The 21,537-nt window shown below is 68.2% G+C and carries 18 protein-coding genes; 7 read left to right on the top strand and 11 right to left on the bottom strand.

All coding sequences use genetic code 11. The features are described 5' to 3' along the window. Positions 1–6 precede the first annotated feature (6 nt). Together NF4_RS01850 and NF4_RS01845 are read right to left on the bottom strand one after the other, a co-directional pair. Positions 7–1,323 carry a class I SAM-dependent methyltransferase gene (locus NF4_RS01850; protein WP_063125554.1) on the bottom strand — a complete coding sequence of 439 codons (1,317 nt, stop codon included), beginning with the start codon at positions 1,321–1,323 and terminating at the stop codon, positions 7–9. Next, complete coding sequence (locus NF4_RS01845) at positions 1,320–2,756, bottom strand: FAD-binding oxidoreductase (RefSeq protein WP_063125553.1); 1,437 nt, start codon at positions 2,754–2,756, stop codon at positions 1,320–1,322. Before NF4_RS01845 ends, NF4_RS01850 begins: the two co-directional genes overlap by 4 nt. Positions 2,757–3,191: 435 nt before the next feature. Here NF4_RS01845 and NF4_RS01840 point away from each other — a divergent pair, with 435 nt between their 5' ends. Further along, a complete protein-coding gene (locus NF4_RS01840) occupies positions 3,192–3,626 on the top strand; it encodes an SRPBCC family protein (RefSeq protein WP_063125552.1) in 435 nt (144 codons plus the stop codon). 130 nt (positions 3,627–3,756) lie between these two features. On the opposite strand, the gene NF4_RS01835 is transcribed toward NF4_RS01840, so the two are convergent. Continuing rightward, entirely contained in the window at positions 3,757–4,305 is a 549-nt protein-coding gene (locus tag NF4_RS01835; protein WP_232330271.1) for a hypothetical protein, read from the bottom strand. 141 nt (positions 4,306–4,446) lie between these two features. Between NF4_RS01835 and NF4_RS01830 the strand changes: the two genes are divergently transcribed. Then, positions 4,447–4,776, top strand: coding sequence for a YbaB/EbfC family nucleoid-associated protein (locus NF4_RS01830; RefSeq protein WP_063125551.1), 330 nt, complete (start codon positions 4,447–4,449; stop codon positions 4,774–4,776). Between the two features lie 18 nt (positions 4,777–4,794). Continuing rightward, entirely contained in the window at positions 4,795–5,403 is a 609-nt protein-coding gene (recR, locus tag NF4_RS01825) for a recombination mediator RecR (protein WP_039821641.1), read from the top strand. A gap of 27 nt (positions 5,404–5,430) precedes the next feature. Here recR and NF4_RS01820 read toward each other — a convergent pair whose 3' ends face one another. From NF4_RS01820 to NF4_RS01800, 5 genes are all read right to left on the bottom strand, one after another. After that, positions 5,431–6,075 (bottom strand): hypothetical protein, encoded by a 645-nt coding sequence (locus tag NF4_RS01820; RefSeq protein WP_063125550.1) that lies wholly within the window; start codon positions 6,073–6,075, stop codon positions 5,431–5,433. Positions 6,076–6,139: 64 nt separating this feature from the next. Then, positions 6,140–6,850, bottom strand: coding sequence for a type 1 glutamine amidotransferase (locus tag NF4_RS01815; RefSeq protein ID WP_063125549.1), 711 nt, complete (start codon positions 6,848–6,850; stop codon positions 6,140–6,142). Then, on the bottom strand, positions 6,847–8,085 hold the full coding sequence (locus tag NF4_RS01810; RefSeq protein ID WP_232330270.1) for a Mur ligase family protein: 1,239 nt from the start codon (positions 8,083–8,085) through the stop codon (positions 6,847–6,849). The genes NF4_RS01815 and NF4_RS01810 overlap by 4 nt, the downstream gene beginning before the upstream one ends. Positions 8,086–8,190: 105 nt before the next feature. Next, positions 8,191–10,002, bottom strand: coding sequence for a hydroxysqualene dehydroxylase (locus NF4_RS01805; RefSeq protein ID WP_084532777.1), 1,812 nt, complete (start codon positions 10,000–10,002; stop codon positions 8,191–8,193). A gap of 104 nt (positions 10,003–10,106) precedes the next feature. Continuing rightward, positions 10,107–11,078, bottom strand: coding sequence for an EamA family transporter (locus tag NF4_RS01800; RefSeq protein WP_084532776.1), 972 nt, complete (start codon positions 11,076–11,078; stop codon positions 10,107–10,109). A 93-nt stretch (positions 11,079–11,171) separates the two neighbouring features. On the opposite strand from NF4_RS01800, the gene NF4_RS01795 reads away from it, so the two are divergent. Further along, positions 11,172–12,089, top strand: a complete 918-nt coding sequence (locus NF4_RS01795; protein ID WP_063125724.1) for a LysR family transcriptional regulator — start codon at positions 11,172–11,174, stop codon at positions 12,087–12,089. Here NF4_RS01795 and NF4_RS36195 read toward each other — a convergent pair. Together NF4_RS36195 and leuA are read right to left on the bottom strand one after the other, a co-directional pair. Then, positions 12,083–14,329, bottom strand: a complete 2,247-nt coding sequence (locus NF4_RS36195) for a MinD/ParA family ATP-binding protein (RefSeq protein ID WP_232330268.1) — start codon at positions 14,327–14,329, stop codon at positions 12,083–12,085. The genes NF4_RS01795 and NF4_RS36195 overlap by 7 nt on opposite strands. Before the next feature lie 160 nt (positions 14,330–14,489). After that, the gene (gene leuA / locus NF4_RS01785; protein WP_063125548.1) at positions 14,490–16,292 is read right to left on the bottom strand and encodes a 2-isopropylmalate synthase; all 1,803 of its coding nucleotides are present in this window, start codon (positions 16,290–16,292) and stop codon (positions 14,490–14,492) included. Positions 16,293–16,783: 491 nt separating this feature from the next. On the opposite strand from leuA, the gene NF4_RS01780 reads away from it, so the two are divergent. The 3 genes from NF4_RS01780 (at position 16,784) to NF4_RS01770 (ending at position 20,303) form a co-directional block, all read left to right on the top strand. Continuing rightward, positions 16,784–17,548, top strand: coding sequence for a sulfite exporter TauE/SafE family protein (locus NF4_RS01780; protein ID WP_063125547.1), 765 nt, complete (start codon positions 16,784–16,786; stop codon positions 17,546–17,548). Positions 17,549–17,648: 100 nt separating this feature from the next. Then, positions 17,649–19,283 (top strand): GMC oxidoreductase, encoded by a 1,635-nt coding sequence (locus NF4_RS01775; protein ID WP_063125546.1) that lies wholly within the window; start codon positions 17,649–17,651, stop codon positions 19,281–19,283. A 168-nt stretch (positions 19,284–19,451) separates the two neighbouring features. After that, positions 19,452–20,303 (top strand): ion transporter, encoded by an 852-nt coding sequence (locus tag NF4_RS01770; RefSeq protein ID WP_439956717.1) that lies wholly within the window; start codon positions 19,452–19,454, stop codon positions 20,301–20,303. Here the strand turns inward: NF4_RS01770 and NF4_RS01765 are convergent. After that, on the bottom strand, positions 20,284–21,495 hold the full coding sequence (locus NF4_RS01765) for a low temperature requirement protein A (protein ID WP_063125545.1): 1,212 nt from the start codon (positions 21,493–21,495) through the stop codon (positions 20,284–20,286). The two genes, NF4_RS01770 and NF4_RS01765, sit on opposite strands and share 20 nt — an antisense overlap. Between the last annotated feature and the right edge of the window lie 42 nt (positions 21,496–21,537).

Raw genomic sequence — 21,537 nt, 5'->3', positions numbered from 1 at the left:
AGCCGGCTACGGCTGCCACCAGGGTCGCAGTGGCACCTCGGGCCGCCCGGAGGGGCCGAGTTTCACGCCCAGGACCTGGTGCAGCTGGACCACATTGCGTTCGAAACCGAGCCGGCTGCCCGCCATGTACAGGCCCCACACCTTGGCGGTGCCCTCGCCGGCCTCGGCCACACAGGCATCCCAGTTGGCGACCAGGTTCTTGCACCATTCGGTGAGGGTCAGCGCGTAGTGCTCGCGCAGGTTCTCCTCGTGCAGTACTTCCAGGCCGACATTCTGGATATCGCTGATGATGCGGCCGGAGCCGATGAGCTCCCCGTCGGGAAACACGTACCGGTCGATGAAATCGCCGGCCTTGGTGGTGCGGGTGTTGTCCGGCCGGGTGATGCAGTGGTTGAGGAACAGACCACCCTCACGCAGCTTGCTCTGGATGAACCCGAAATAGTACGGGTAGTTCTGGACACCGATGTGCTCGGTCAGTCCGATCGAGGACACCGCGTCGAACTCGGTTTCGGTGATGTCGCGGTAATCGGAGTGGCGTACTTCGGCCAGTTCACCGAGACCCTCCTCGGCGATCTTGCGCTGCGCCCAGGAGGCCTGCTCGGCCGAGAGCGTGGCACCGATGACCCGGACTCCGCGCGCGGCGGCGTACCGGACCATGCCGCCCCATCCGCAGCCGATGTCGAGCAGGCGATCGCCCTCCTTCAACCGCAGTTTTTCGAAGACCAGCCGGTACTTGTTCTCCTGTGCCTGCTCCAGCGTCCAGTCCCGCTCGCCGTAGCACGCACAGGTGTAGGTCATCGACGGGCCGAGGACGTACTCGTAGAACGTGTTCGAGACGTCGTAGTGGTGGTGGATGACCTCGGCGTCGCGGGCTTTGGAATGACGAAGCCCCTCCAGGGCGATCCGGCGCCAGCGCGGCAGCGTCTCCTGCGGGGGCGGCGGGACCGGGCGCAGCCGCTCCCAGCCCAGCGAGCGGGCGATCGCCACCAGCGACAATGCCGACGGACGTTTGAACTTCAGATCCGTCATGGCGGCGAGGATGGCGTACGGGTCGCCGGGGTGCACCCCGGCCGCGTCCATATCGCCGGATATGTAGGCGCGGGCCAGCCCGAGGTCGCCGGGCGCGTTGGCGAGATAGTTGATTCCGCGCGGGTTGCGGATATCGAGTGCGAATTCGGAATCCACCGGGCCGGTGGTGCTGCCGTCGTAGGCGGTCAGCTTGATGGGAACATCGCCGTCGACCAAGGTCTCGACAACCTCGGCGATGCTGAGCCGGGTGCCCAGGTCCGCGAAAGCATCGGATCTATCCTTGAATGTCGTCATCTGCGTTGCACCGCCTTCGAGTACAGATCCAGCAGGCGCTGGCCGGGATCGTAGCGTTTCTTCAATGCTTTGTAACTTTCACCGCCGTAGAGGGCGGCAAATTCCTCGGGCTCGTAAAAGGAGTCCGAGTACAGGGATTTGTGTCCGTCGAATTCGGTGACGGTTTTCTCGATGGCCCGGTTCGCCGCGCCATCCAACTGCCCGGGCGATTTCGGAACCGCCGACCAGAAGCCGATATTCACATAGGTGCGACCGGGTCGCAGCGGGTACAGCGGCCAGGGGCGATCGCTGTCCGGGCTGCCGGAATCGCGCAGCCGCAGCGGGCACAACCAGATGGGTTCGATGGGGATCTCGCGCAGGAACCACTCCACGAAATCGGCGGTGCGCTCCACCGGGACCTCGATGTCCTGCACTACGCGCTCCTGCGGCGGCCGGCCCTTCCGCGCGGCCAGCTTGTCACCGATGTTGTAGCGGTGATCCAGCGCGACCAGCTTCCAGTAGAAGCTGCTGCGCCGGTAGCGTTTCGGCCAGAAGCGGCGGATCTTCGGGTTCTGCGCCCCGAAGGCGCGCGAGCACCAGAACCAGTCGGTGTCCCACCGCCAGAGATAGTCGTGGACGGTCAGCCGGTCGCGCTTGGGCGCTGGGCCGTCGTGCTGGATGGAGCGGTAGTAGATATCCATTCCGGTGTAGTCGCTGACCGGGCCCGCTTCATCGGTCTGCCGGCCCAGTGTCAGGTAGCTCTCGCCGGCGCCGAACACGACCCCGTCCAGGTAGTCGACCCGCTCACCGTCGTGGCTGCGTTCCGATACGACCTGCTCGAGAACCGACTCGAGTTCCCGCAGATCGTGGAACCGCAGATGGCGCAACTCCACATAGGGCAGCACCGATTCCAGCTCGATCTTCAAGCGGGTGGTGTAGCCGAGCGTGCCGTAGGAGTTCGGGAAACCGCGGAAGAGTTCGGCGTCGGCCCCGTCCGGGCGGATGGTGACGATCTCGCCGGCCCCGGTCAGCACCTCCATCTCCAGCACCGATTCGTGGGGCAGACCGTTGCGGAAGGAGGTCGATTCGATCCCGAGCCCGGTCACCGCGCCACCCAGGGTGATGGTCTTGAGCTGCGGCACCACCAGCGGCGCCAGGCCGTAGGGCAGTGTGGCGGCCACCAGCTCTTCATAGGTCGTCATCCCCGCGACCTCGGCCGTTTTCGCATCCGGATCGACCTCGATCACCCGGGTGAGGCCCGAGACGTCCAGCCCCGGGGCCGTGTTCTTCGCCCGGGCTCGGAAGAGATTGGAAGTCTTCTTGGCCAGTCGCACATCGGCGTCGTCCGGGATGGCACGATAGCTCGCGAGCAGGCGATCGACACCTGCCCGATATGCAGCGAACCCGGATTCATATGCGGCCGGACTGTGGCCGGCCTTCCCCAACAGACTCATTGCCACGTCTAGACGCTAGCCCTACTCGGTCTCGGGCGGCCACAGCGGGGGGATTGTCGGTGGCGAAATGTCACATATCCGTTGCACCGTGTTCGAAGAACTGTTCACCCGGGTTGACCGCTATTCCTGAATTGTCGGTATTTGTGCCACTACGGGGTGGAGAGGAAAAAGGGTGTCGGGTGTGGAGACGTTCAGGGGGGTTGCTTGTGAAAGATGAGGATTGAACACGACCACGTTGGTGAGGAAGCATGCTCGCTGGCGGAGGGAAAGTGGTGGGCTCGCTTGCCCGGGCAGTGGTGGGGTTGCATGCGCCGAAGCCGCGAGTCTCGAGGCCGAAACGGCGAGACCAAGGGTGCCTCGACCCCCGCGCGCGCCGGCGCGCCGAAAACACAGCAGGATGGAGCTGTCACAACACATCCCGATAAGGAGTTCACCGTGGGACAGGTCAAAGCCGGCAGTTCGATCGAGGTCGCCGCAGACCCGCAGCGCGCGCTGGCGGCGGTCACCGATTACACGGAGGTGCGCCCGAAGATCCTGTCGGCGCACTACCGCGACTACAAGGTGGTCGAGGGTGGGCAGGGCGACGGCACCGTCGCCGAATGGACATTGCAGGCCACCGAGAAACGAGTGCGCAATATCCGCGCCCAGGTCTCGGTCGCCGACAATGTCGTCACCGAGAAGGACGCCAATTCCTCGCTCGTCAACACCTGGACGGTGGCCCCGTCCGGTTCCGGTTCGACGGTCACCCTGGAGACCACCTGGCAGGGCGCCGGCGGTGTCAAGGGCATCTTCGAGGGCATCTTCGCCCCCCTCGGCCTGCGCAAGATCCAGGCCGAGGTGCTGGCGAACCTGAAGCGCGAACTCGACTGACGGGTCGCGTCCGGCCGGGCGGTCGCCGGCAGCGGAGATCCGCTCCGTGCCGGTGACCGTCCGGCCGGTGCCCGCGGCCGGACGGGTCGGTACGGCGGTATCGGCCGGCCGGTCCACCGGCAGGCCCTCCTCAGGCGAGGACGAACGACAGCATCACCGGGGTCCGGCGTTCGCCACGCCACCAGGAGTAGCCGAGCCACACCCCGGGCACGACCTCCCGGATCTCGTCGTAGACCTGCGGCGTGATCGCGGGTGTGTAGTCGAGCACCCAGGCGGGTTCGCCGTCCGCCCGGGATGGACCCAGATAGACCTCGGCCGGCCAGCCCTCGATATCGGCACCGGTGACCCGGTTGGTCAACCGGCCGCCCTCGGGTCCGGTGTCGAAGTTTTTGCCGAGCCAGAACGTGGGCGCGATGGGTTCGGCGACCGAGCTGGAGGTCACCCAGCCGTTCTTCACCCCGGACGGCACCGCGCCCGCCTGGGCGGCCAGAAAGATCTCGGCGTGCTGCCGGGCGGTGCAGTGCGAACGTAAGGATTCGATGGTGACCGCCGGTGCGGCCGGATCGATGACGCAGCCGTTGCCGTGGTCGGTTACCTCGTGGGGATCGGCATCGGCGGTCGCCGCGCGGAACACGCCGGATACCATGATGAGCGCACCCAGCAAATATCCCTTGAACACGATTACTCCAGTAACAATCGGGATTTCGGCGCGGTGCTGTCGCACCGGCGAAGTCGATCTTAGGGCGGAGTCGGGTGGCGGCGGAATCGGCGACCGAGGCGGTCTAGGCTGAATTGTGACCCGTCCGTAGAGAGGAATCCCGTGCAGCCCGATGGTCAGTTCGATATGCAGCAGTTGCTCCAGCAGGCCCAGCAGATGCAGGAGCAGGTGATGGCCGCGCAGGCCGAGATCGCCGCGGCCGAAGTGGACGGCCAGGCCGGCAACGGTCTGGTCCGGGTGACGATCAAGGCGACCGGCGAGGTGCAGTCGCTGACGATCGACCCCAAGGCGGTCGACCCCGAAGATGTGGAAACCCTGCAGGATCTGGTGATCGGCGCCGTCAACGACGCCATGGCCAATGCCCAGCAGTTGGCGGCCGAACGACTCGGACCGCTGGCCGGCGGCGGCGCACCGGGTCTGCCCGGCTTCTGATCGCGCCGGGGAATCGCGGTGTACGAGGGTCCGGTTCAGGATCTCATCGACGAGCTGGGGAAGCTCCCCGGTGTCGGCCCCAAGAGCGCGCAGCGGATCGCGTTCCATCTGCTGCAGGTGGAACCACCCGAACTCGACCGGTTGCAGGCGGTACTGCAGAAGATCCGCGACGGAGTGCGCTTCTGCGCGCAGTGCGGCACGGTCGCCGACGGTGAGCTGTGCCGGATCTGCGCCGACCCGCGCCGCGACCGCAGCATGATCTGCGTGGTCGAGGAACCCAAGGATGTACCGGCGATCGAGCGGACCCGGGAATTCCGGGGCCGCTATCACGTGCTGGGTGGCGCGCTCGACCCGTTGAGCGGGGTGGGCCCCGAACAGTTGCGGATCCGGGAACTGCTGACCCGCATCGGCAGCCAGGACGACGGGGTGGATGTCACCGAGGTGATCATCGCCACCGATCCGAACACCGAGGGCGAGGCGACCGCGACCTATCTCGTCCGGATGCTGCGCGACTTTCCCGGACTCACCGTCACCCGGCTCGCATCCGGCCTGCCCATGGGCGGCGATCTGGAGTTCGCCGACGAACTGACCCTGGGCCGGGCGTTCTCCGGCCGCCGCGCACTGTGAGCACCGCCGCGACCGGTGTCGCGGCGGTCACGGCCTCAGCGGTTCCCAGGGGAGCCGGTCGAGCCGGGTGCGGTCCTCCCGCGCCCAGTCCCAGATGAGACCGGCCACCGTATCCGAGCCGGTGACAACGGTGGTGAAATGCCGATCGGCTCCACCGTCCCGGTATTCGAGGGTGTACTCGTCGGCGGATTCCCGGTACGTCTGGATGTAGATCTCGGGAGCGCGTTCCACGATGAGGTACGGGTTGGGATCGAGGAGCTCGCGCATCCACATGGTGGCCAGAGTTTCGGTCAGGTACGGGAACTCCCCCGCCCCGCCGTGGGTCACCGTCACCGGGATATGCCCGGCCGGGTCGATCAACCAGGTCAGCTGCGGATCGTAGATCGCGTAGTTCCGCGGTGTCGCCAACTGGAACAGCAGGTCCCGGACGAAACCGATCGCGTCGTAGGGGCTGGGCACGGGAAGCATGGCCCCGGTCGGTGTTCCCTCCAACGGCGTGACGCTCAGGAAACTGTCCTCCTCGGGTAACTCCGCGTTGCGCGCGCCGAGTTCGGCCGCGATGGCCGCGATCTCCGCTGTGGCGGGCATCCCCTGCTGAGAGGTGAGGTACGCGTCCACCTCCGCGGGAGTAGCGGCGACACCGGACGGCAACAGCACATGGTCGTAACTCACCAGGGAAGTTTATTGCCCTGCCCGAGGACGTGGAAACCTCGGGCTCAGGCCGGCTCAGGCCGGCTCAGGCGCGCAAGCGTTCGCGCCGGAGTTGGTCGACTTCGGGGAGGTCCAGTGGGGGCAGGGAGTCCACGCCGAGGGCACGGCACAGCAGGTGGTCGGCGAGTTCGGGGTTACGGGCCAGGGCGGGGCCGTGCATGTAGGTGCCCAGGACCGAGCCCTGCACCACACCTTCGAGGCCGTCGCCGACACCGTTGCCGATACCGCGGGTCACTCGGGCGAGTCCGGTGGCGTCCGGGCCCAGGGTGGTGCCGCCGCGATGGTTCTCGAACCCGGTGAGCGGTGCGGACAGACCGGTGAGCAGCGGGTTCGTCGTCACCTCGCCGATCGCGCGGGTCTGTTGCGGGGAGGTGGTGGCGTCCAGCAGGCCGACGCCTTCCACCCGTTCACCGCTCGAGGTCTCGTACCACCGGCCGAGGACCTGGATCGCCGCGCAGATCGCCAGCACCGGGGCGCCGCGCCCGGCCGCGTTCTGCAGGCCGGGGTAACGCAGCAGATGGCGGGTGGCCAGCCGCTGAGCGGAGTCCTCGGCGCCCCCGAGGGTGTAGATGTCCAGTGAGTCCGGTACGGGGTCGGGCAGGGTGATCTCCACGATCTCGGCGTCGATATCGCGCAGCCGCAGCCGCTGCCGCAGGACCAGCGCGTTGCCGCCGTCACCGTAGGTGCCCATCACATCGGGCAGCACCAGGCCGATGCGGACTGTCGAATCACTCATCGGTTCCGCTCCTGGAGGTCACGGTTGAGGTCGCGGAACGCGGTGTAGTTGGCGAGAACTTCGACCGGGCCCGCCGGGCAGGACGCGATGGCGCGTACGGGGTCGGCAACGGTGGTGTGCGCGACCCCGGCGTAGGTGAGGCGCACCGCGAGGTCGGTGGCGCGCTCCCCGGCGGCGACGACGTGTACGTCCTCGAAATGCTCGAATCGCACATCCCACAGCCAGGACAGGTCCTCCCCGTCGGGTACCTGGCCGTTCACCGCGATCACCAGCCCGGAGGCGCTGTGGTCGATCATGGACAGCGCTTCCTGCCAGCCGGCCGGGTTCTTGGCCAGCAGCAGCCGGGCGGCGTGTTCGCCGACCTGGACGGTGCGGTAGCGGCCCGCGATCTCGCGCACGGTCCCGGTGGCGGCGCAGGCCTGTTCCGTATCGGCGCCCAGCGCCACCGCCGCGGCCACCGCCTGGGCCGCGTTGCCCCGGTTCGCCCGGCCGGGCAGCGCCAGCCGCAGCGGCAGCCGGACGCCGTCGGGGCCGCAGAGTTTGTCGCCGTCGAGCCACCAATCCGGCTGGGGCCGAGCGAAATCGGTGCCGGTGCTGTACCAGTGGGTGCCCTCCCAGAGGATCGGCTCCCCACTGCGCGGACAGCTGGTGGCATCCATGGCCCAGCCGCTGCCGGCGGCGACCCACACCACATTCGGATGGTCGTAGGCGATGGAGGTGACCAGTACGTCATCGCAGTTGGCGATGACGACGGTGTCCGGATGCCGCGCCAGACCCGAACGCAGCCGACGTTCGATCATATTGATCTCGCCGACCCGGTCCAGCTGATCGCGGCTGAGGTTCAGCAGTACGACCGCCTCCGGTTCGAGGGCGTCGGTGACATGCGGGAGATGCAGTTCGTCCACTTCGATCGCGGCCAGCTGCGCGTCCCGGTGGACATTGAGCGCCGAGACGATCCCGGCGTCCATATTGGCGCCGTCGGCCTGGGTGGCGACCTCGCCCAGCGTGCTCAGCGCCGCGGTTGTCATCCGGGTGGTGGTCGATTTGCCGTTGGTGCCGGTGATCAGCACGGTGCGCCGCCCGCGGCCCAGCTGCTTCATGATCCGCGGGTCGATCTTCAGCGCGAGCAGCCCGCCGATCATCGACCCGTTGCCACGGCCCGCCTTGCGGGAGGCCCATGCCGCCGCGCCGGCCACCCCGAGGGCCAGCCGCCCCCGCACCGATATCTCTGCCACGTGGCGCAGTCTAATGACCCGTCGCGCTCGGCCTTGCGCGGCGCGGGGGAGTTCACACCACAGTGACATGTCCACGCCGATGTCCGGCTCGGCGGCCGGGCCGGGTCAGAACTGGATATCGAAGGCGTTCGGTCGCCCGGCCGCGTACGCGTCGGCGTCGGCGCGGCGCAGCGGCTCGAGTTCCGGAGCGCGCCACAGGGTGTAGGTCGGGCAGCGGGGCGCAGCCGATCCGGCCACGTCGAGCAACGCGTTCACTGCCGCCCGGGCGGATTCGTTGGCGCCCTCCATGGTCGCCAGGTCGATATTGGTGCGCACGTAATCGCCGGCCAGGTAGAGGTTTTCGACGCCCCCGTGCGGTTCGGGCCGCAGCTCCCACGATCCCGCGGTGTTGATCAGGAGCGGGTCGGCGTTGGTGTTCTCGCCGCGGTCGGCGTTCCAGCTGATACCGGGGTCGAGGAACCAGGAGTGCAGGTCGGCGTCACCCAGAACCTGATCGCGGTCATTGAGGTGCGCGAGAATCTGTGCCCACGTCTCCTTGGCGATCTCCTCGTGGGTGCATTCCTTGGCGGTCTTGCCGAACAGGATGCCGGGGGTGTTCCAGTCGGAGATGTCCACCGACAGGCAGTCGAGTACTGTCCCGTCGCCGTACTGGTCCAGTTTGCGCGACCACAGCGCGTTCTGCGCGATGGAGGTGAGCGACCAGGGCGAGTCTATATAGGCGGCGTGACCGCTGCCCAGTCCGGGCCGGCGCCGCAGGTAGAACTGGATACCGCTCATCCAGTCGGTGAACAGCCGGCTCATCGACGCCAGCTGCGGCCAGGCGGACAAGATGTCGGCGTTCCACAGATCCCGGGCGCGTTCGGCGGGTAGCGCCACGATGAAGTGGTCCGCCGTCACGGTTTCGGCCGCCCCGGTTCCGGTGACGATCCGGGCGCCGGTGATGCGCCGGTCCCGGACCTCCAGGCCCCGCACTTCGGCGCCGATCTCGAAGCGGACGCCCAGTTCGCGCAGCCGCGCCACCCAGGGGTCGATCCACGCGATATTGGTGGGGCCGTCGAGCACCCGGTCCAGGTCGCCGTCGTGGCCGATCTGCATCGGGTTGCCCAGGAACTGTTCACCCATCGACCCGATCGTGCGCACGCTGGCCAGTTCGTCCTTGGCCGCGACCAGCAGGCTGGTGAGGGTGCGCGAGACGAGCGTACGGAACTCGTGCGACCGTGCGTGGGCGCCCACGAATTCGGACCAGGATGTGTGCTCCCACTGGCCGAAGCGGCGTGCGTCGCAACTGGTGTTGAAGACCAGCAGCCGGTTGGCGAAGAAGAGGCCCTCGGCGGGCGGCATCTTCAGCGTGGTGGAGATGACCGAGGCCACGCTTTCCCGCATCCCCTCGGGCGACGCGGCGTCCACGCGGCCGAAGCCGAGCGGCGCGCGGATATCGTCGGCGTCGGCCCGGGCGAACCGGGCGTCGGGGACGCCGATCAGATTGTCCCATACTCCGTTCGCGTTCCCCTCGAACGGGATTCGCCGCATGGTATCGGGAATGTGCTGGTAGAAGCCGGGAAAGAAGCGGAATCCGTGTTCGCCGGGCAGATCCGGCCGGCCCTCGGTCCCGGTGCCCGGCACCGGCATACTGCGTGCCTTGCCGCCGAGTGCCCGGCGTTCGTACACGGTCACCTCGAAGCCGCGTTCGGCGAGTTCGTGGGCCGCGGTGAGCCCGGCGACGCCGCCACCGAGTACGGCGACCCGTGCGGTGGTCCGGGCGCGGGCGGTCGTGCCGGGTAGCGCTGCTACGGCCGCCGCTCCGATGCCCGCGGCCGCGGTGGCGCGGAGCACGGTTCGCCGGGTGTACGCGCCCACCCGGGCAGATCGACCTGGAACCTTCGTGGCACCCGACGCGGGCCACCGATGCTCTGCCATTTGTCTGCCGCTGCCTAACCCGGGGTAGCTGTCTCGATCGCGCCAACTTTAAACGGGTTCCGGCCGCGCCGGTGCACCGACCGCGCGATCGATGCGGCTACGCCTCATCTGACGGCGGGTTCCAGCGTCCGCTTCGCGCCGACATCCGCCGTCGCGGATCGGCCGTCTGCCTTTCCGGATGGCTCCGGGGGAGTCGCCTTCCGGGCGCCGGCCGTCGCGGCGAACGCTCCGGCGATCACGATCACCCCGCCGATCAGACTCGCGGGCGCAGGTGTCTCGTCCAGGAAGAGCCAGGCGGCGGCGAATCCGACCACCGGGACGAGCAGCGACAGCGGCGCGACACTGCCCGCCGGGTACCGGCTCATCAGATATGTCCACAGGCCGGAACCGACGATCGTGCCCAGCACCACGATGTAGACCAGGCCGGCGAGCGCGGGCCAGCCGTCGGCCGAGAATGTGCCGGCCAGTGCCCGGACGCCGGTGGTCGGGCCTTCCCAGAGCAGTGAAAGCGCGAACAGGGGCAGCACCGGCACCGCGGTGATCCACAGCGTGAGGTGCAGTGGATTGGTGCCCGGCGCTTCCACACCGGCCCGACGTGCGCCGAGATTGCCCAGTGCCCAGCCGAACCCGGCCGCCAGCGTGAGGAGCACCGGCAGCAGAGCGGCATGCGCGAACTGGTTCCAGCCGATGACGGCCATTCCCGCGACCGCGACGGCGAGTCCGGCGATCTGCACCGGCCGCAACCGCTCGCCCAGCAGCACCGCCCCGAGCAATACCGTGAACGGCGCCGAGGATTGCAGGACCAGTGAGGCCAAACCGGTGGGCATCCCCACCCGCATGGCGGTGAACAGGAACGCGAACTGCAGCATTCCGAAGCCCGTGCCGTACAGCAGGAGCCAGCGCGCCCGGACGGCGGGGCGCGGGATGAACAGCAGCGCCGGTATCGCGATCACCGCGAACCGCAGTGCGGCGAAGAAGAACGGTGGCAGATGGTCCAGTCCCACGCGGATGGCGAGGAAGTTGAGACCCCACAGGAGAACGACGGTCAGGGCGATCATGCGGTCACGGGACGTCACCGATTAATCATGGGATGTATAAATTCATCAGCACAATCGAATTGTTATGGATTGATGATTTAGTATCGCTTAATGGTTGGCGCGCATTCCTCGCTGTCGGTGGAACGGCTCCGCATCCTGCGCGAATTCGCCGACCGCGGCACGATCGGCGCGGTCGCCGCCGCCCTCTCCATGACACCGTCGGCGGTGTCACAACAACTCAAAGTGCTGACCAGGGAGGCGGGCGTCACCCTGCTCGAACCGAGCGGCCGCCGGGTCCGCCTCACCGACGCCGGGCACGCCCTCGTGGTGCGGGCCGACGAGGTCCTGGCCGCACTCGAGCGCGCCGTCGCGGAGATGGCGCACTATCGCGGGTCCCCGCACGGACAGGTCCGGGTGGGAGTGTTCCCTTCCGGCGGTGCGCTGCTCCTGCCTCATGTACTGCCCGCGATGGCCGGTAGCGGGGTGGACATCGTGGCCGGTGACGAGGACGTGCCGCCGCACGAGACACCCGGTCTGCTCGCCGACTACGACATCGTGCTGACCCATCGCGACGAACGCGCCGCACCGGTCGCGGGGCCCCGGGTGAGCTCCCGGGTACTCATGCGCGAACCCATCGACGTCCTGGTGGCACCCGACCATCCGCTGGCCGGACAGGACGCGGTCACGGCCGAGGAACTGGCCGAGGAGGCCTGGCTGAGCGTGCGCGGCGGCTTTCCGGTCGACGATGTGCTGCGATCGATCGCCACGATAACCGGTGTGGAACCGCGGATCGTGCAGCGACTGAACGATTTCCGGATGATCGAAACGCTGGTCGGCGCCGGGTACGGCGTCGCGCTCATGCCCCGCTACGTCGTCACCCACCCCGGGCTGTCCCAGCTGCGACTGTCCGGTGTGCGTGCGGCCCGCCTCTACGACCTGGTCACCAGGCCGCGCGCCGAGAACCGTCCCGCGATCGCCGCGGTACTGGACTCGTTCACGGCGGCGGCCCGGCGGGTCACCGCCGAACCGCCGCCCGAGACCGATCAGTAGCGGTTGCCGTACGGATAACCGTCCACATTGGCGAAATCGTCGGCGACCATCGCGGCGAGCTCCAGCAGGGCCTGCCGGGTCGGTTTGCTCACCAGTTCCAGATCGATTTCGGCGCCCTCGGCGAGATGATCGTCGAAGGGCACCACCTGGACGGCCCGCGTGCGGTCCAGGAAAAGCCGGCGCAGATGGTCCAGATTCACCGAGGTGGACCCGCGCCGGGAGGCGTTGACCACCACCACGGTCTGCTGCACCAGATGCGAATAGCCGTGGTAATCCAGCCAGTCCAGGGTGGCCGAGGCGCTGCGGGCACCGTCGATGGCGGGGGAGGTCACCAGGACCAGCGAACTCGCCATGTCCAGCACCCCGGACATCGCCGAATGCATCAGTCCGGTACCGCAGTCGGTGAGGATGATGTTGTAGAACGACTGCAGGATTCCGATGGCACGCCGGTAGTCGGCCTCGCTGAACGCCTCCGATACCGCCGGATCCTGCTCGCTGGCCAGCACCTCCAGCCGGCTCGGCGACTGCGAGGTATGCGCGCGCACATCCGAGTAGCGGGTGATGTTCTGGTCTTCCAGCAGGTTGCGCACGGTGGAGCGGGTCTGGCGCGGGACCCGGTGGGCGAGGGTGCCCAGGTCGGGGTTGGCGTCGATCGCGATCACCCGGTCACCTCGCAACGACGCGAAAGTGGCGCCGAGGCCGACGGTCGTGGTGGTCTTGCCGACCCCGCCCTTGAGTGAGAGGATCGCGATCCGGAAATCCCCGTAGACCGGTGCGTTCACCCGGCCAACCAGATCCCGGTGGACGACATCGGAGGCCGATTCGCCCGGGTTGATCGCCCCGCGCGAGACCTTGTGCACCGCCCGCCGCCAACCGCTGCGCGGCGCCTTACGAGCTCGTTTCAGCAGATTCAGGTCGTTGACCGAATTACCGAGCTGGCCCGGTTCGGGCATCGGACGAGGTGAAAACTGCTGCTGCCCGGGCTGACCCGGTTGGCCGGGCTGCTGGTACTGCTGCTGCTGGGCCGGCCGACCGGAATCGCCCCAGGCGGGAGGCTGGAACTGCCCGGTCGGCGGATTGTGCGCGGCCGGAGGCGGTGCCGACTGGTACTGCGGCTGCGGTACCGGAGGCGGCGCTGCCGGCATCGGCGGCGGGGCCCAGCTGTAGATCGGGCCGCCCGGTTCGCTGTCCGGCGCGGGCGTGGGCGGCGGTGCGTAGCCACCGGTCGGTTGAGGGGCCGGTGGTGCGTACGGTGGTTGTCCGGGAACCGCGTGGCCCGGAAAAAGGTTCGGGTCCTGTTGCGGATACTGCCCGGTCGGCGGACCGGAAACCGCGAAAGGGTCGGGCGGATTCTGTCCGGGTCCACCGGGCTGGAACTGGCCCGGGGCCGGTTGCGGGAACTGTCCGCTGCTGTATTCGGTGTTCGGGGCCTGGAACTGGCCGGCGTCGGGTTGCGGGAACTGTCCGCTGCTGTATTCGGTGTTCGGGGCCTGGAACTGGCCGGCGTCGGGTTGCGGGAACTGTCCGCTGCTGTATTCGGTGTTCGGGGCCTGGAACTGGCCGGCGTCGGGTTGCGGGAACTGTCCGCTGCCGTGTTCGGTGTTCGGGGCCTGGAACTGGCCGGGGCCGGCCTGTGCGGCGTCCGCGCCGGGCCCGAAGTTCGCCGGCTGGAACTGGTTCGGATCCGGTTGCGGGAACTGTGCGCTCCCCGGCGCCGGGAACTGCTCCGGGACAGGCGCACTGAACGCCGCGCCGGGTACCGGCGGGGCGAACTGGTCGAACGGGGCGTTTCCGTAGAGGGCGCCGCCGTCGGCGGGTACCTGCGGTGGGGGCGCGAACCCGTTGCCGTCCGGCCAGGGCGGGGTGTCCGGTTCGGCCGGGCCCGCCGTCGGGTGGCTGTCTTCGTCGCCGCTGTCGGCCGGCGCCGGGCTCGCGGAATCGGTGGCGCGGGCAGCTTCCGGGTCGCCGGAAACTTCTGGTTCCGGGGACTTGTCCGGGGTCTCGGTTTCCGTGACCGAATCGGTTTCGCCGGGGCCGGTTTCCGTGGGCGGCGCTTCGGCAGTCACCTGCTCGGCAGGCACTTGCTCGGCGGGCTCGCCCGGCTCGGTGAGCGGCTCCGGTTCGTTTCGCGCCGGAGCCTCGGGCGGCACGGCCTCCGAGTCGCCGCCGCGGCCGGCGGTATCCACCGGTTGACTCGAGGGCCAGGGCTGGGAAGTCGGATCGTGTTCGTCAGTAGTCACAGTTCCCCCATCTGCTCGGGATTTTCGAGCAGAGAGCTCGGCGGCGTGGAGTCCGGACCAACGCTAGCAGGTGCGCGAAGGTTCGCATGTCGGACGGTTTACCACCGATGAGGCCGCCGTCACCGGTACAGGTGACGGCGGCCTGAACAGCGATCGCGGGTTACTGCTTCTGGGCGGCCCGGTTCACGGCCGAAACCACGGCACGCAGCGAAGCCGTCGTGATGGAGGTGGCGATACCCACGCCCCAGACGATCCGGTCACCGATCGCGCATTCCACATAGGCTGCGGCCTGGGCGTCGTCTCCGGCGGACAGTGCGTGCTCGGAGTAGTCGAGCACCTCCACCTGATAGCCGACCGCGGCGATGGCGTCGACGAAGGCCGCGAGCGGTCCGTTGCCGCTGCCGGTGACCTCCTGCTCGACGCCGTCCACCTTGACCACCGCGGTGATGCGGTCGGTTCCGCCGTCGGTCTCGGCGGCGGTGACCTTCTGGCGCATCCGCTCCAGCGGCCGGATCGGGGTCAGGTACTCGTCGGCGAAGGCATCCCACATCTCCTTGGGGGTGATCTCACCGCCTTCGCCGTCGGTGATCTGCTGGATGGCCTGCGAGAACTCGATCTGCAGCCGACGCGGCAGGACCAGCCCGTGATCGGTCTTCATGATGTAGGCCACGCCGCCCTTGCCGGACTGCGAATTGACCCGGATGACCGCCTCGTAGGTGCGGCCCACATCCTTCGGGTCGATCGGCAGATAGGGCACCTCCCAGGAGATATCGTCCACATCGGCGCCGGCCGCGTCGGCGGACGCCTTCATGGCGTCCAGGCCCTTGTTGATCGCGTCCTGGTGGCTACCGGAGAAGGCGGTGTAGACCAGGTCGCCGCCGTAGGGATGGCGCTCGTGGACCGGCAGCTGGTTGCAGTACTCCACCGTGCGCCGGATCTCGTCGATATCGGAGAAGTTGATCTGCGGGTCCACACCCTGGGAGAACATGTTCATGCCCAGGGTCACCAGGCAGACATTGCCGGTGCGCTCACCGTTGCCGAACAGGCAGCCCTCGATACGGTCCGCACCGGCCTGGTAGCCCAGCTCCGCGGCCGCGACCGCGGTGCCCCGGTCGTTGTGCGGGTGCAGCGACAGCACGATCGAATCGCGCCGGGCCAGGTTGCGGTGCATCCATTCGATGGAATCGGCGTACACATTGGGCGTCGCCATCTCGACGGTGGCCGGCAGGTTGATGATCAGCGGCTTGTCCGGGGTCGGGGCGATGATCTCCGAGACCGCGTCGCAGACCTGCTTGGCGTACTCCAGTTCGGTGCCGGTGTAGGACTCGGGGCTGTACTCGTAACGCCAGTTGGTGTCCGGGTAGCGCTGCTCGGTCTCCAGGCACAGCCGCGCGGCGTCGGTGGCGATCTTCTGCACGGCGTCGCGGTCGGCACGGAACACCACCCGCCGCTGCAGGACGGAGGTGGAGTTGTAGAAGTGCACGATCACGTTCGCCGCGCCGGCGCACGCCTCGAAGGTGCGCTCGATCAGCTCGGGACGGCACTGGGTGAGCACCTGGATGGTGACGTCGTCGGGGATGGCGCCGTCCTCGATGATCTCGCGGACGAAATCGAAATCGGTCTGGCTGGCAGACGGGAATCCGACCTCGATCTCCTTGTAACCCATCCGCACCAGCAGATCGAACATCCGGCGCTTGCGGGCGGGGCTCATCGGGTCGATCAGCGCCTGATTGCCGTCGCGCAGATCGACGGCGCACCAGGCGGGCGCTCGGTCGATCACCTTGTCCGGCCAGGTGCGGTCCGGCAGCGTGACCGGCTCGACTTCCTCGGCGAACGGACGATAGCGGAAGACGGGCAGGGACGAGTTCTTCTGCTTGTTCCACGCGGGCTGGTCGCCGGGCGCGGGCTTGGCGGGCGCGGTGATGGTGCGCGTGCCGGATACGAAGGCGTCAGCGGGTGACATGCGATTTCTCCGTGGGTGAGATTGTTTCCCGAATTGGGTCGACCGGCGTGGCTGAACCCCGCGACGGGAAGCCGGTCCGATCAGACCCCGTCGCGGCGGCTGAGAAGAAGTGCCCGCTGCATGACCCGTGCGAGTCTACCTCCTCTGGTGCCGGGCCTGCGGAGGCGGTCCGCAGGCCCGGCACTGCACAGAGCGGCGCGACGCTGCCGCCGGAGACGGTCGTTGTGCCGTGGTGGGGTGCCCGCGGCGCGGTATCGCGATCTTCGTGAAGTTGTTCGCCGGGCGGGTCGCGGCTGTTTCGTCCGCCGGGCGCGGGCACGCCGCGCGACCTCCCACTGCCCCGATCGGCGCGCCGTGCGGAGCGCGACCGGCGCGACTTCCGCACGGCAGCGTCGCCCGGACCCGTCGCGATCTCCGGGACGGACAACCGCTAGCGTCCCTCAGGGTTGCGAGTGACCGGACGCCGGTCCGGAAAGGTCGAGGGTTCGAGCATGACTTGGCTGGAGATGCTGGCCGTATTCGGCGCGGGTATCGCCGCGGGCGGCATCAACACTGTCGTCGGGTCCGGGACACTGATCACTTTCCCGGTACTACTGGCCATCGGCCTGCCGCCGGTGACCGCGAATGTGTCCAATACGGTCGGACTCGTTCCCGGCTCGCTGAGCGGGGCGATCGGCTACCGGCGGGAACTGGCCGGGCAGTGGGGCCGGGTGCTGCGCTACAGCTCGGCGTCGCTGCTGGGTGCCGCGGTCGGCGCGGTCCTGCTGCTGACGCTGCCCGCCGGCGCGTTCGCCGCCATCGTGCCGGTGCTGATCATCGTGGCGCTGGTGCTGGTGGTGGTGCAGCCGCGGCTGTCGGCGTGGGTGCGGGCGCGGCAGGGCGAGGCCGAGAACGTGCCCCCGCACGGCGGACCGATTCTGCTCGCCGCCATCTTCGGCACCGGTATCTACGGGGGTTACTTCGGCGCGGCCCAGGGTGTGCTGCTGCTCGCGCTGCTCGGGGTGTTCGTGCACGAGGACATTCAGCGTCTCAACGCGGTGAAGAATGTGCTGGCCCTGCTCACCAATGGGCTCGCGGCTGTCATTTTCATCGTGGTCGCCGAGGTGGATTGGCCGGTCGTGGCACTGATCGCGGCCGGCGCGATCATCGGGGGACAGCTCGGAGCCAAGGTCGGGCGGCGGCTGCCGCCGAATGTGCTGCGTGCGGTGATCGTGGTCGTGGGCACCCTCGCGGTTGTCCGGTTGATCTTCGGCTAGCGGCCCCCGAGCCGAATCGGCTTCCCCGCCACGACTGTTCACACCGGTCGATTCTCGGTACCATCCGTCCGCTGTTGCGTTACCAGAGAGGTGTCCTGGGGTGGATAGGCGTGCCCTTTTCAAGGCCGCGGGGGCGGCTGCTCTTATCGGTGCGGTGGGATCGGCGATCCCGAGAGCGGAGGTGGGTCTGCCGCGGGCCGCGGCGGAGCCGATCTGGCACGAACTGTTCGCGCAGTGGGTTCCGGAGATCTTCGGTCCGGTGCCGGCGCCACCCGAGCACACCGAGGCCATAGTGATCGGTTCCGGATTCGGCGCGGCGGTCAGCGCCTTGCGGCTGGCCGAGGCCGGTGTCCCCACCACGGTGCTGGAACGCGGCTCCCGCTGGCCCAACGATCCGTGGCGGGAAATCTTCACCGGCGACGATCTGCCCGACGGCCGCGGTTTCTGGCATACCACCAGCTTCACCGGCGTGACCAAGGTACCGATGCATTTCGCCGATTTCGGGGGCGTGCTGGACTGCACGCGTTTCCAGGGGATCGATGTCTGGCGCGGCGCCGCGGTGGGCGGCGGCTCGGTGATTTTCACCGGCGCGATGATCGCGCCCGAACGCCGGTTCTTCGACCATGTATTCGGCGGTGTGGTCGACTACGGCGAACTGGACTCCGTGTACTACCCGCGAGTGCGCGCGAAACTGCGGCTGGACCCGATGCCCGAGGACATCTACCGGTCTGCGCCGTTCACCCATTCCCGGGCGTGGGACGACCAGGTGCGCAAGGCCGGTTACCGGCCGGTGCCCAACGACTCGATCTTCACCTGGGATGTGCTGCGCGGCGAACTGGCGGGGACCGTGCGGGCCTCGGCGACCGCCGGGCGCAGCAATCTCGGAAACTCCAACGGCGCCAAATTCGACCTCAACCAGAATTATCTGAAAGACGCCGAGGCCACTGGGAAAGCGAAGATCTACCCGGGCCACCGCGTCGATACGATCGCCCAGGAAGCCGGCGGCCGGTTCGTGGTCACGGTGACCCACCTCGCCCCGACCGGCGTGATCCGCGGAAAACGGACTCTCACCTGCGACAAACTATTCCTGGGCGCGGGTTCGGTGGGTACCTCCGAACTGCTGGTCCGGGCCCGGGAGACAGGTGCGCTGCCGCGACTCAACGAGCATATCGGCGACGGCTGGGGCACCAACGGCGATGTGGTGCTCGCTCGCGGGGCGAGTTCGGTCGCGGGCAACGGGCAGGGTGTGCCCAGCGCCAGCCGGATCTTCGACGACACCGGTATGGCACTGTCCCTGGAGAACTGGTACATCCCCGGGATCCCGTTCGAGACGGGTGCGCTGGCCTCCCTGGCGATGGTCCTCGATCCGACCCGGGCGCGGTTCGGCTACGACCCCGTTTCCGGCGGTGTCGGGTTGAGCTGGCCGCGGCGGGCACAGGACGAGGTGACGGCGGCGGCGCGTGCGGTGGACCGGCGTATCGCCGAGCGGGCCGGTGCGCTGGCCGAGTACAGCGCCCTGGGATACGACGCCAACGCCCAGTTCACGGCGCATCCACTCGGCGGCGCGGTGCTGGGCAGGGCGACCGACTCCTATGGCCGGGTGCACGGGCATCCGGGCCTGTACGTCATGGACGGCGCGGCGATCCCGGGCAGCACCGGCACCGTGAACCCGTCGCTGACCATTACCGCGCTGGCCGAACGCAATATCGAGGCGATCATCCGCGCGGGCCGCTGACCCCGGGGAAACGGCGGCGGTGACCGCGCTACCGGAATACCCGGCCGCTCGCCGGAGACGAGTCCTGCTCAGTGGTGCACCCGCCGCTGACCGGCGCCGTACGCGGGCGACGTGACGGGGCGGCGGGTAATACTGGGCGGCGATCTTTCGGCGTCGAAGGGAATGCAGGTGTCAATACCGTCGTCCACGGAGTCCGGTCCCGGGTACGTACCCGAAACCCCCGAGCCCGAAAGTTTTCCCCGGAAACCGCCTGCCCTGTGGACCGATTTCGTCATGCTGGCGCTGGCCGCGATCTCGGTCGTACTGGTGTGCTGGATCACGTTCTTCGAGGTCTCATCCGAGACCTACCGGGTGATCGTCGGTGTCGACTACGCCATCTGCGCCGTGTTCGCGATCGAGTTCCTCTGGCGCTGGCGCCGGGCCGGCTGGCCGTGGACCTTCCCGTTCGTCTACTGGTACGAAGTCCTCGGCATGATCCCGGTGGCCAGTCCGTTCTTCCGGGCTTTCCGGTTGCTGCGGATCGTGGTGATCCTGGTCCGGCTGGCCCGCGTCGCCGACCGGGTGTTCGGTGACCGCGTCACCGCCGCGGTGATCAACCATTCGGTGGGCACGATCGTGGAGGTCATCAAGCGCCCGATGACCATCGCGATCATGGAGGAGGTCACCGCCGTCCTGCGGACCGGGCACTACACCCGCAATATCGCGGCGGCGCTGGAGGAGAACCGCAGCGAACTCGACGAGATGATCGTCGAGATGATCAAGAACGATCCGCAGACCGGCCGCGTCCGCTACATCCCCTTCCACGACGAGATCATCCGCCTGGTCGCCGACACCGTGTTCCGGATCCTGTTCCAGGTACTGGCCGACCCGCGCACCGATGAACTGGTATCGGACATGATCCGGGAGAACGTGGACCAGATCCGCGAATCGGTACGCAACGGGGTCAAGGTGTCACCCTCGGCCTACGGTCCGACCGCGCATCACCTCACTGTCCGGCACCTCACTCGGCGGGATGTCTGATGTGGTCGCGGGTCTCCGCGAACCGCAGGGTCTCCCAGCCGATGAGCGCGGTCAGGACGGCGCACAGCACCGCCAATGCCGCGAGGGCCGGTAGTTTCGCGGCGAGCGGGGTGAGCGCGCACAGCACCACCGCGGTGGCCGGCCGGAGCCATCCGGTCCGGCCCGTACCGAACCGGCCGAACCCGATCAGTCCCACCAGGTAGAGCGCCACTCCGCCGTACAGTGCGACCAGCGGTATGCCGGTCAGCGCGTCGGTGAGCGTGTGCTCGCTCTCGTCACCGACGTAGGACAGCACCTTCTTGAGGCCGAGCGAGAGGGCGATGATCCCGACGATCATCGGGAAATGCCAGAACGTGTAGCAGGTCCGGGCGATCTCGATCTGCCGGGCGCCGGTGGCCGCCCGCAGCGCGTGTTCGACCCGGAGGGCGTCGGTGTCGAAATAGGCCCACCACAGCAGACCCGACACCATGAGCCCGAGCATGGCCGCGACCACGATCGGCCAGGAGACGGGCAGCCCGGCGACGCCGATACCGATGGCGACGATGGATTCGCCCAGCGCCACGATGATGATCAAGCCGTGCCGTTCGGCGAAATGCGCGGGGGAATTCAGCCGCCAGTTGTTGCCCGCGAAATGTGTCCACAAATAGTCGCCGCCGATCGCCGCGATCCACAGGCAGATCTGGACGGTGCCGCGGGTCTCGGCGGCGATCACCAGGAGTGTGGTGCCCACGGTGATGGACCCGAGCGCCCAGCGCAGCACCTGTCCCCGCAATTGGGCGTCCGCGGCGCTGGCCAGCCAGAACATCGCGAGATGGACCAGCCGGACCAGCAGGTATGCCATGGCGAAGACCAGCGGGCCGTACCAGCCGCCGGGCAGGTCGTCGAACGCTTCGGGAATCGCGATGGCGGCCAGGAAACCGCCGCCCATGGCGACGAACATGGCGACCCGGGTCACCCCTTCGTCGGCCCGCACCACATTGCCGAGCCAGGCGTAGTCGATCCACACCCACCACAGCACCGCCAGCACCAGCAGCGAGCGCAACATATTGACTGCTGTGGGCTCCGCGGCCGCCAGATCGGTGACCATCGTGAAGGCGAAGACCAGGACCAGGTCGAAGAACAGTTCCAGCTGGGTGACCGAGGCGTTCTCGCCCATCGGCTGGATCCGGCCGCGCCGCGTGAGACCTGGCATGGGCCCTATCGTGGCAGCTCCGGGACCGTTCGAACGGAGATC

This window comes from Nocardia fusca NBRC 14340 (assembly GCF_001618425.1).
GTDB lineage: Bacteria > Actinomycetota > Actinomycetes > Mycobacteriales > Mycobacteriaceae > Nocardia > Nocardia fusca.
The sequence above is the reverse complement of the archived record's forward strand: the minus strand, read 5'-3'. Positions and strand labels throughout refer to the sequence as shown.

Bases quoted from the DNA above. Each gene is read 5' to 3' on its own strand.
- NF4_RS01850 (WP_063125554.1), bottom strand. From the start codon at position 1,323: ATGACGACATTCAAGGATAGATCCGATGCTTTCGCGGACCTGGGCACC.
- NF4_RS01845 (WP_063125553.1), bottom strand. From the start codon at position 2,756: ATGAGTCTGTTGGGGAAGGCCGGCCACAGTCCGGCCGCATATGAATCC.
- NF4_RS01815 (WP_063125549.1), bottom strand. From the start codon at position 6,850: ATGAGTGATTCGACAGTCCGCATCGGCCTGGTGCTGCCCGATGTGATG.
- NF4_RS01805 (WP_084532777.1), bottom strand. From the start codon at position 10,002: ATGGCAGAGCATCGGTGGCCCGCGTCGGGTGCCACGAAGGTTCCAGGT.
- leuA (WP_063125548.1), bottom strand. From the start codon at position 16,292: ATGTCACCCGCTGACGCCTTCGTATCCGGCACGCGCACCATCACCGCG.
- NF4_RS01780 (WP_063125547.1), top strand. From the start codon at position 16,784: ATGACTTGGCTGGAGATGCTGGCCGTATTCGGCGCGGGTATCGCCGCG.
- NF4_RS01765 (WP_063125545.1), bottom strand. From the start codon at position 21,495: ATGCCAGGTCTCACGCGGCGCGGCCGGATCCAGCCGATGGGCGAGAAC.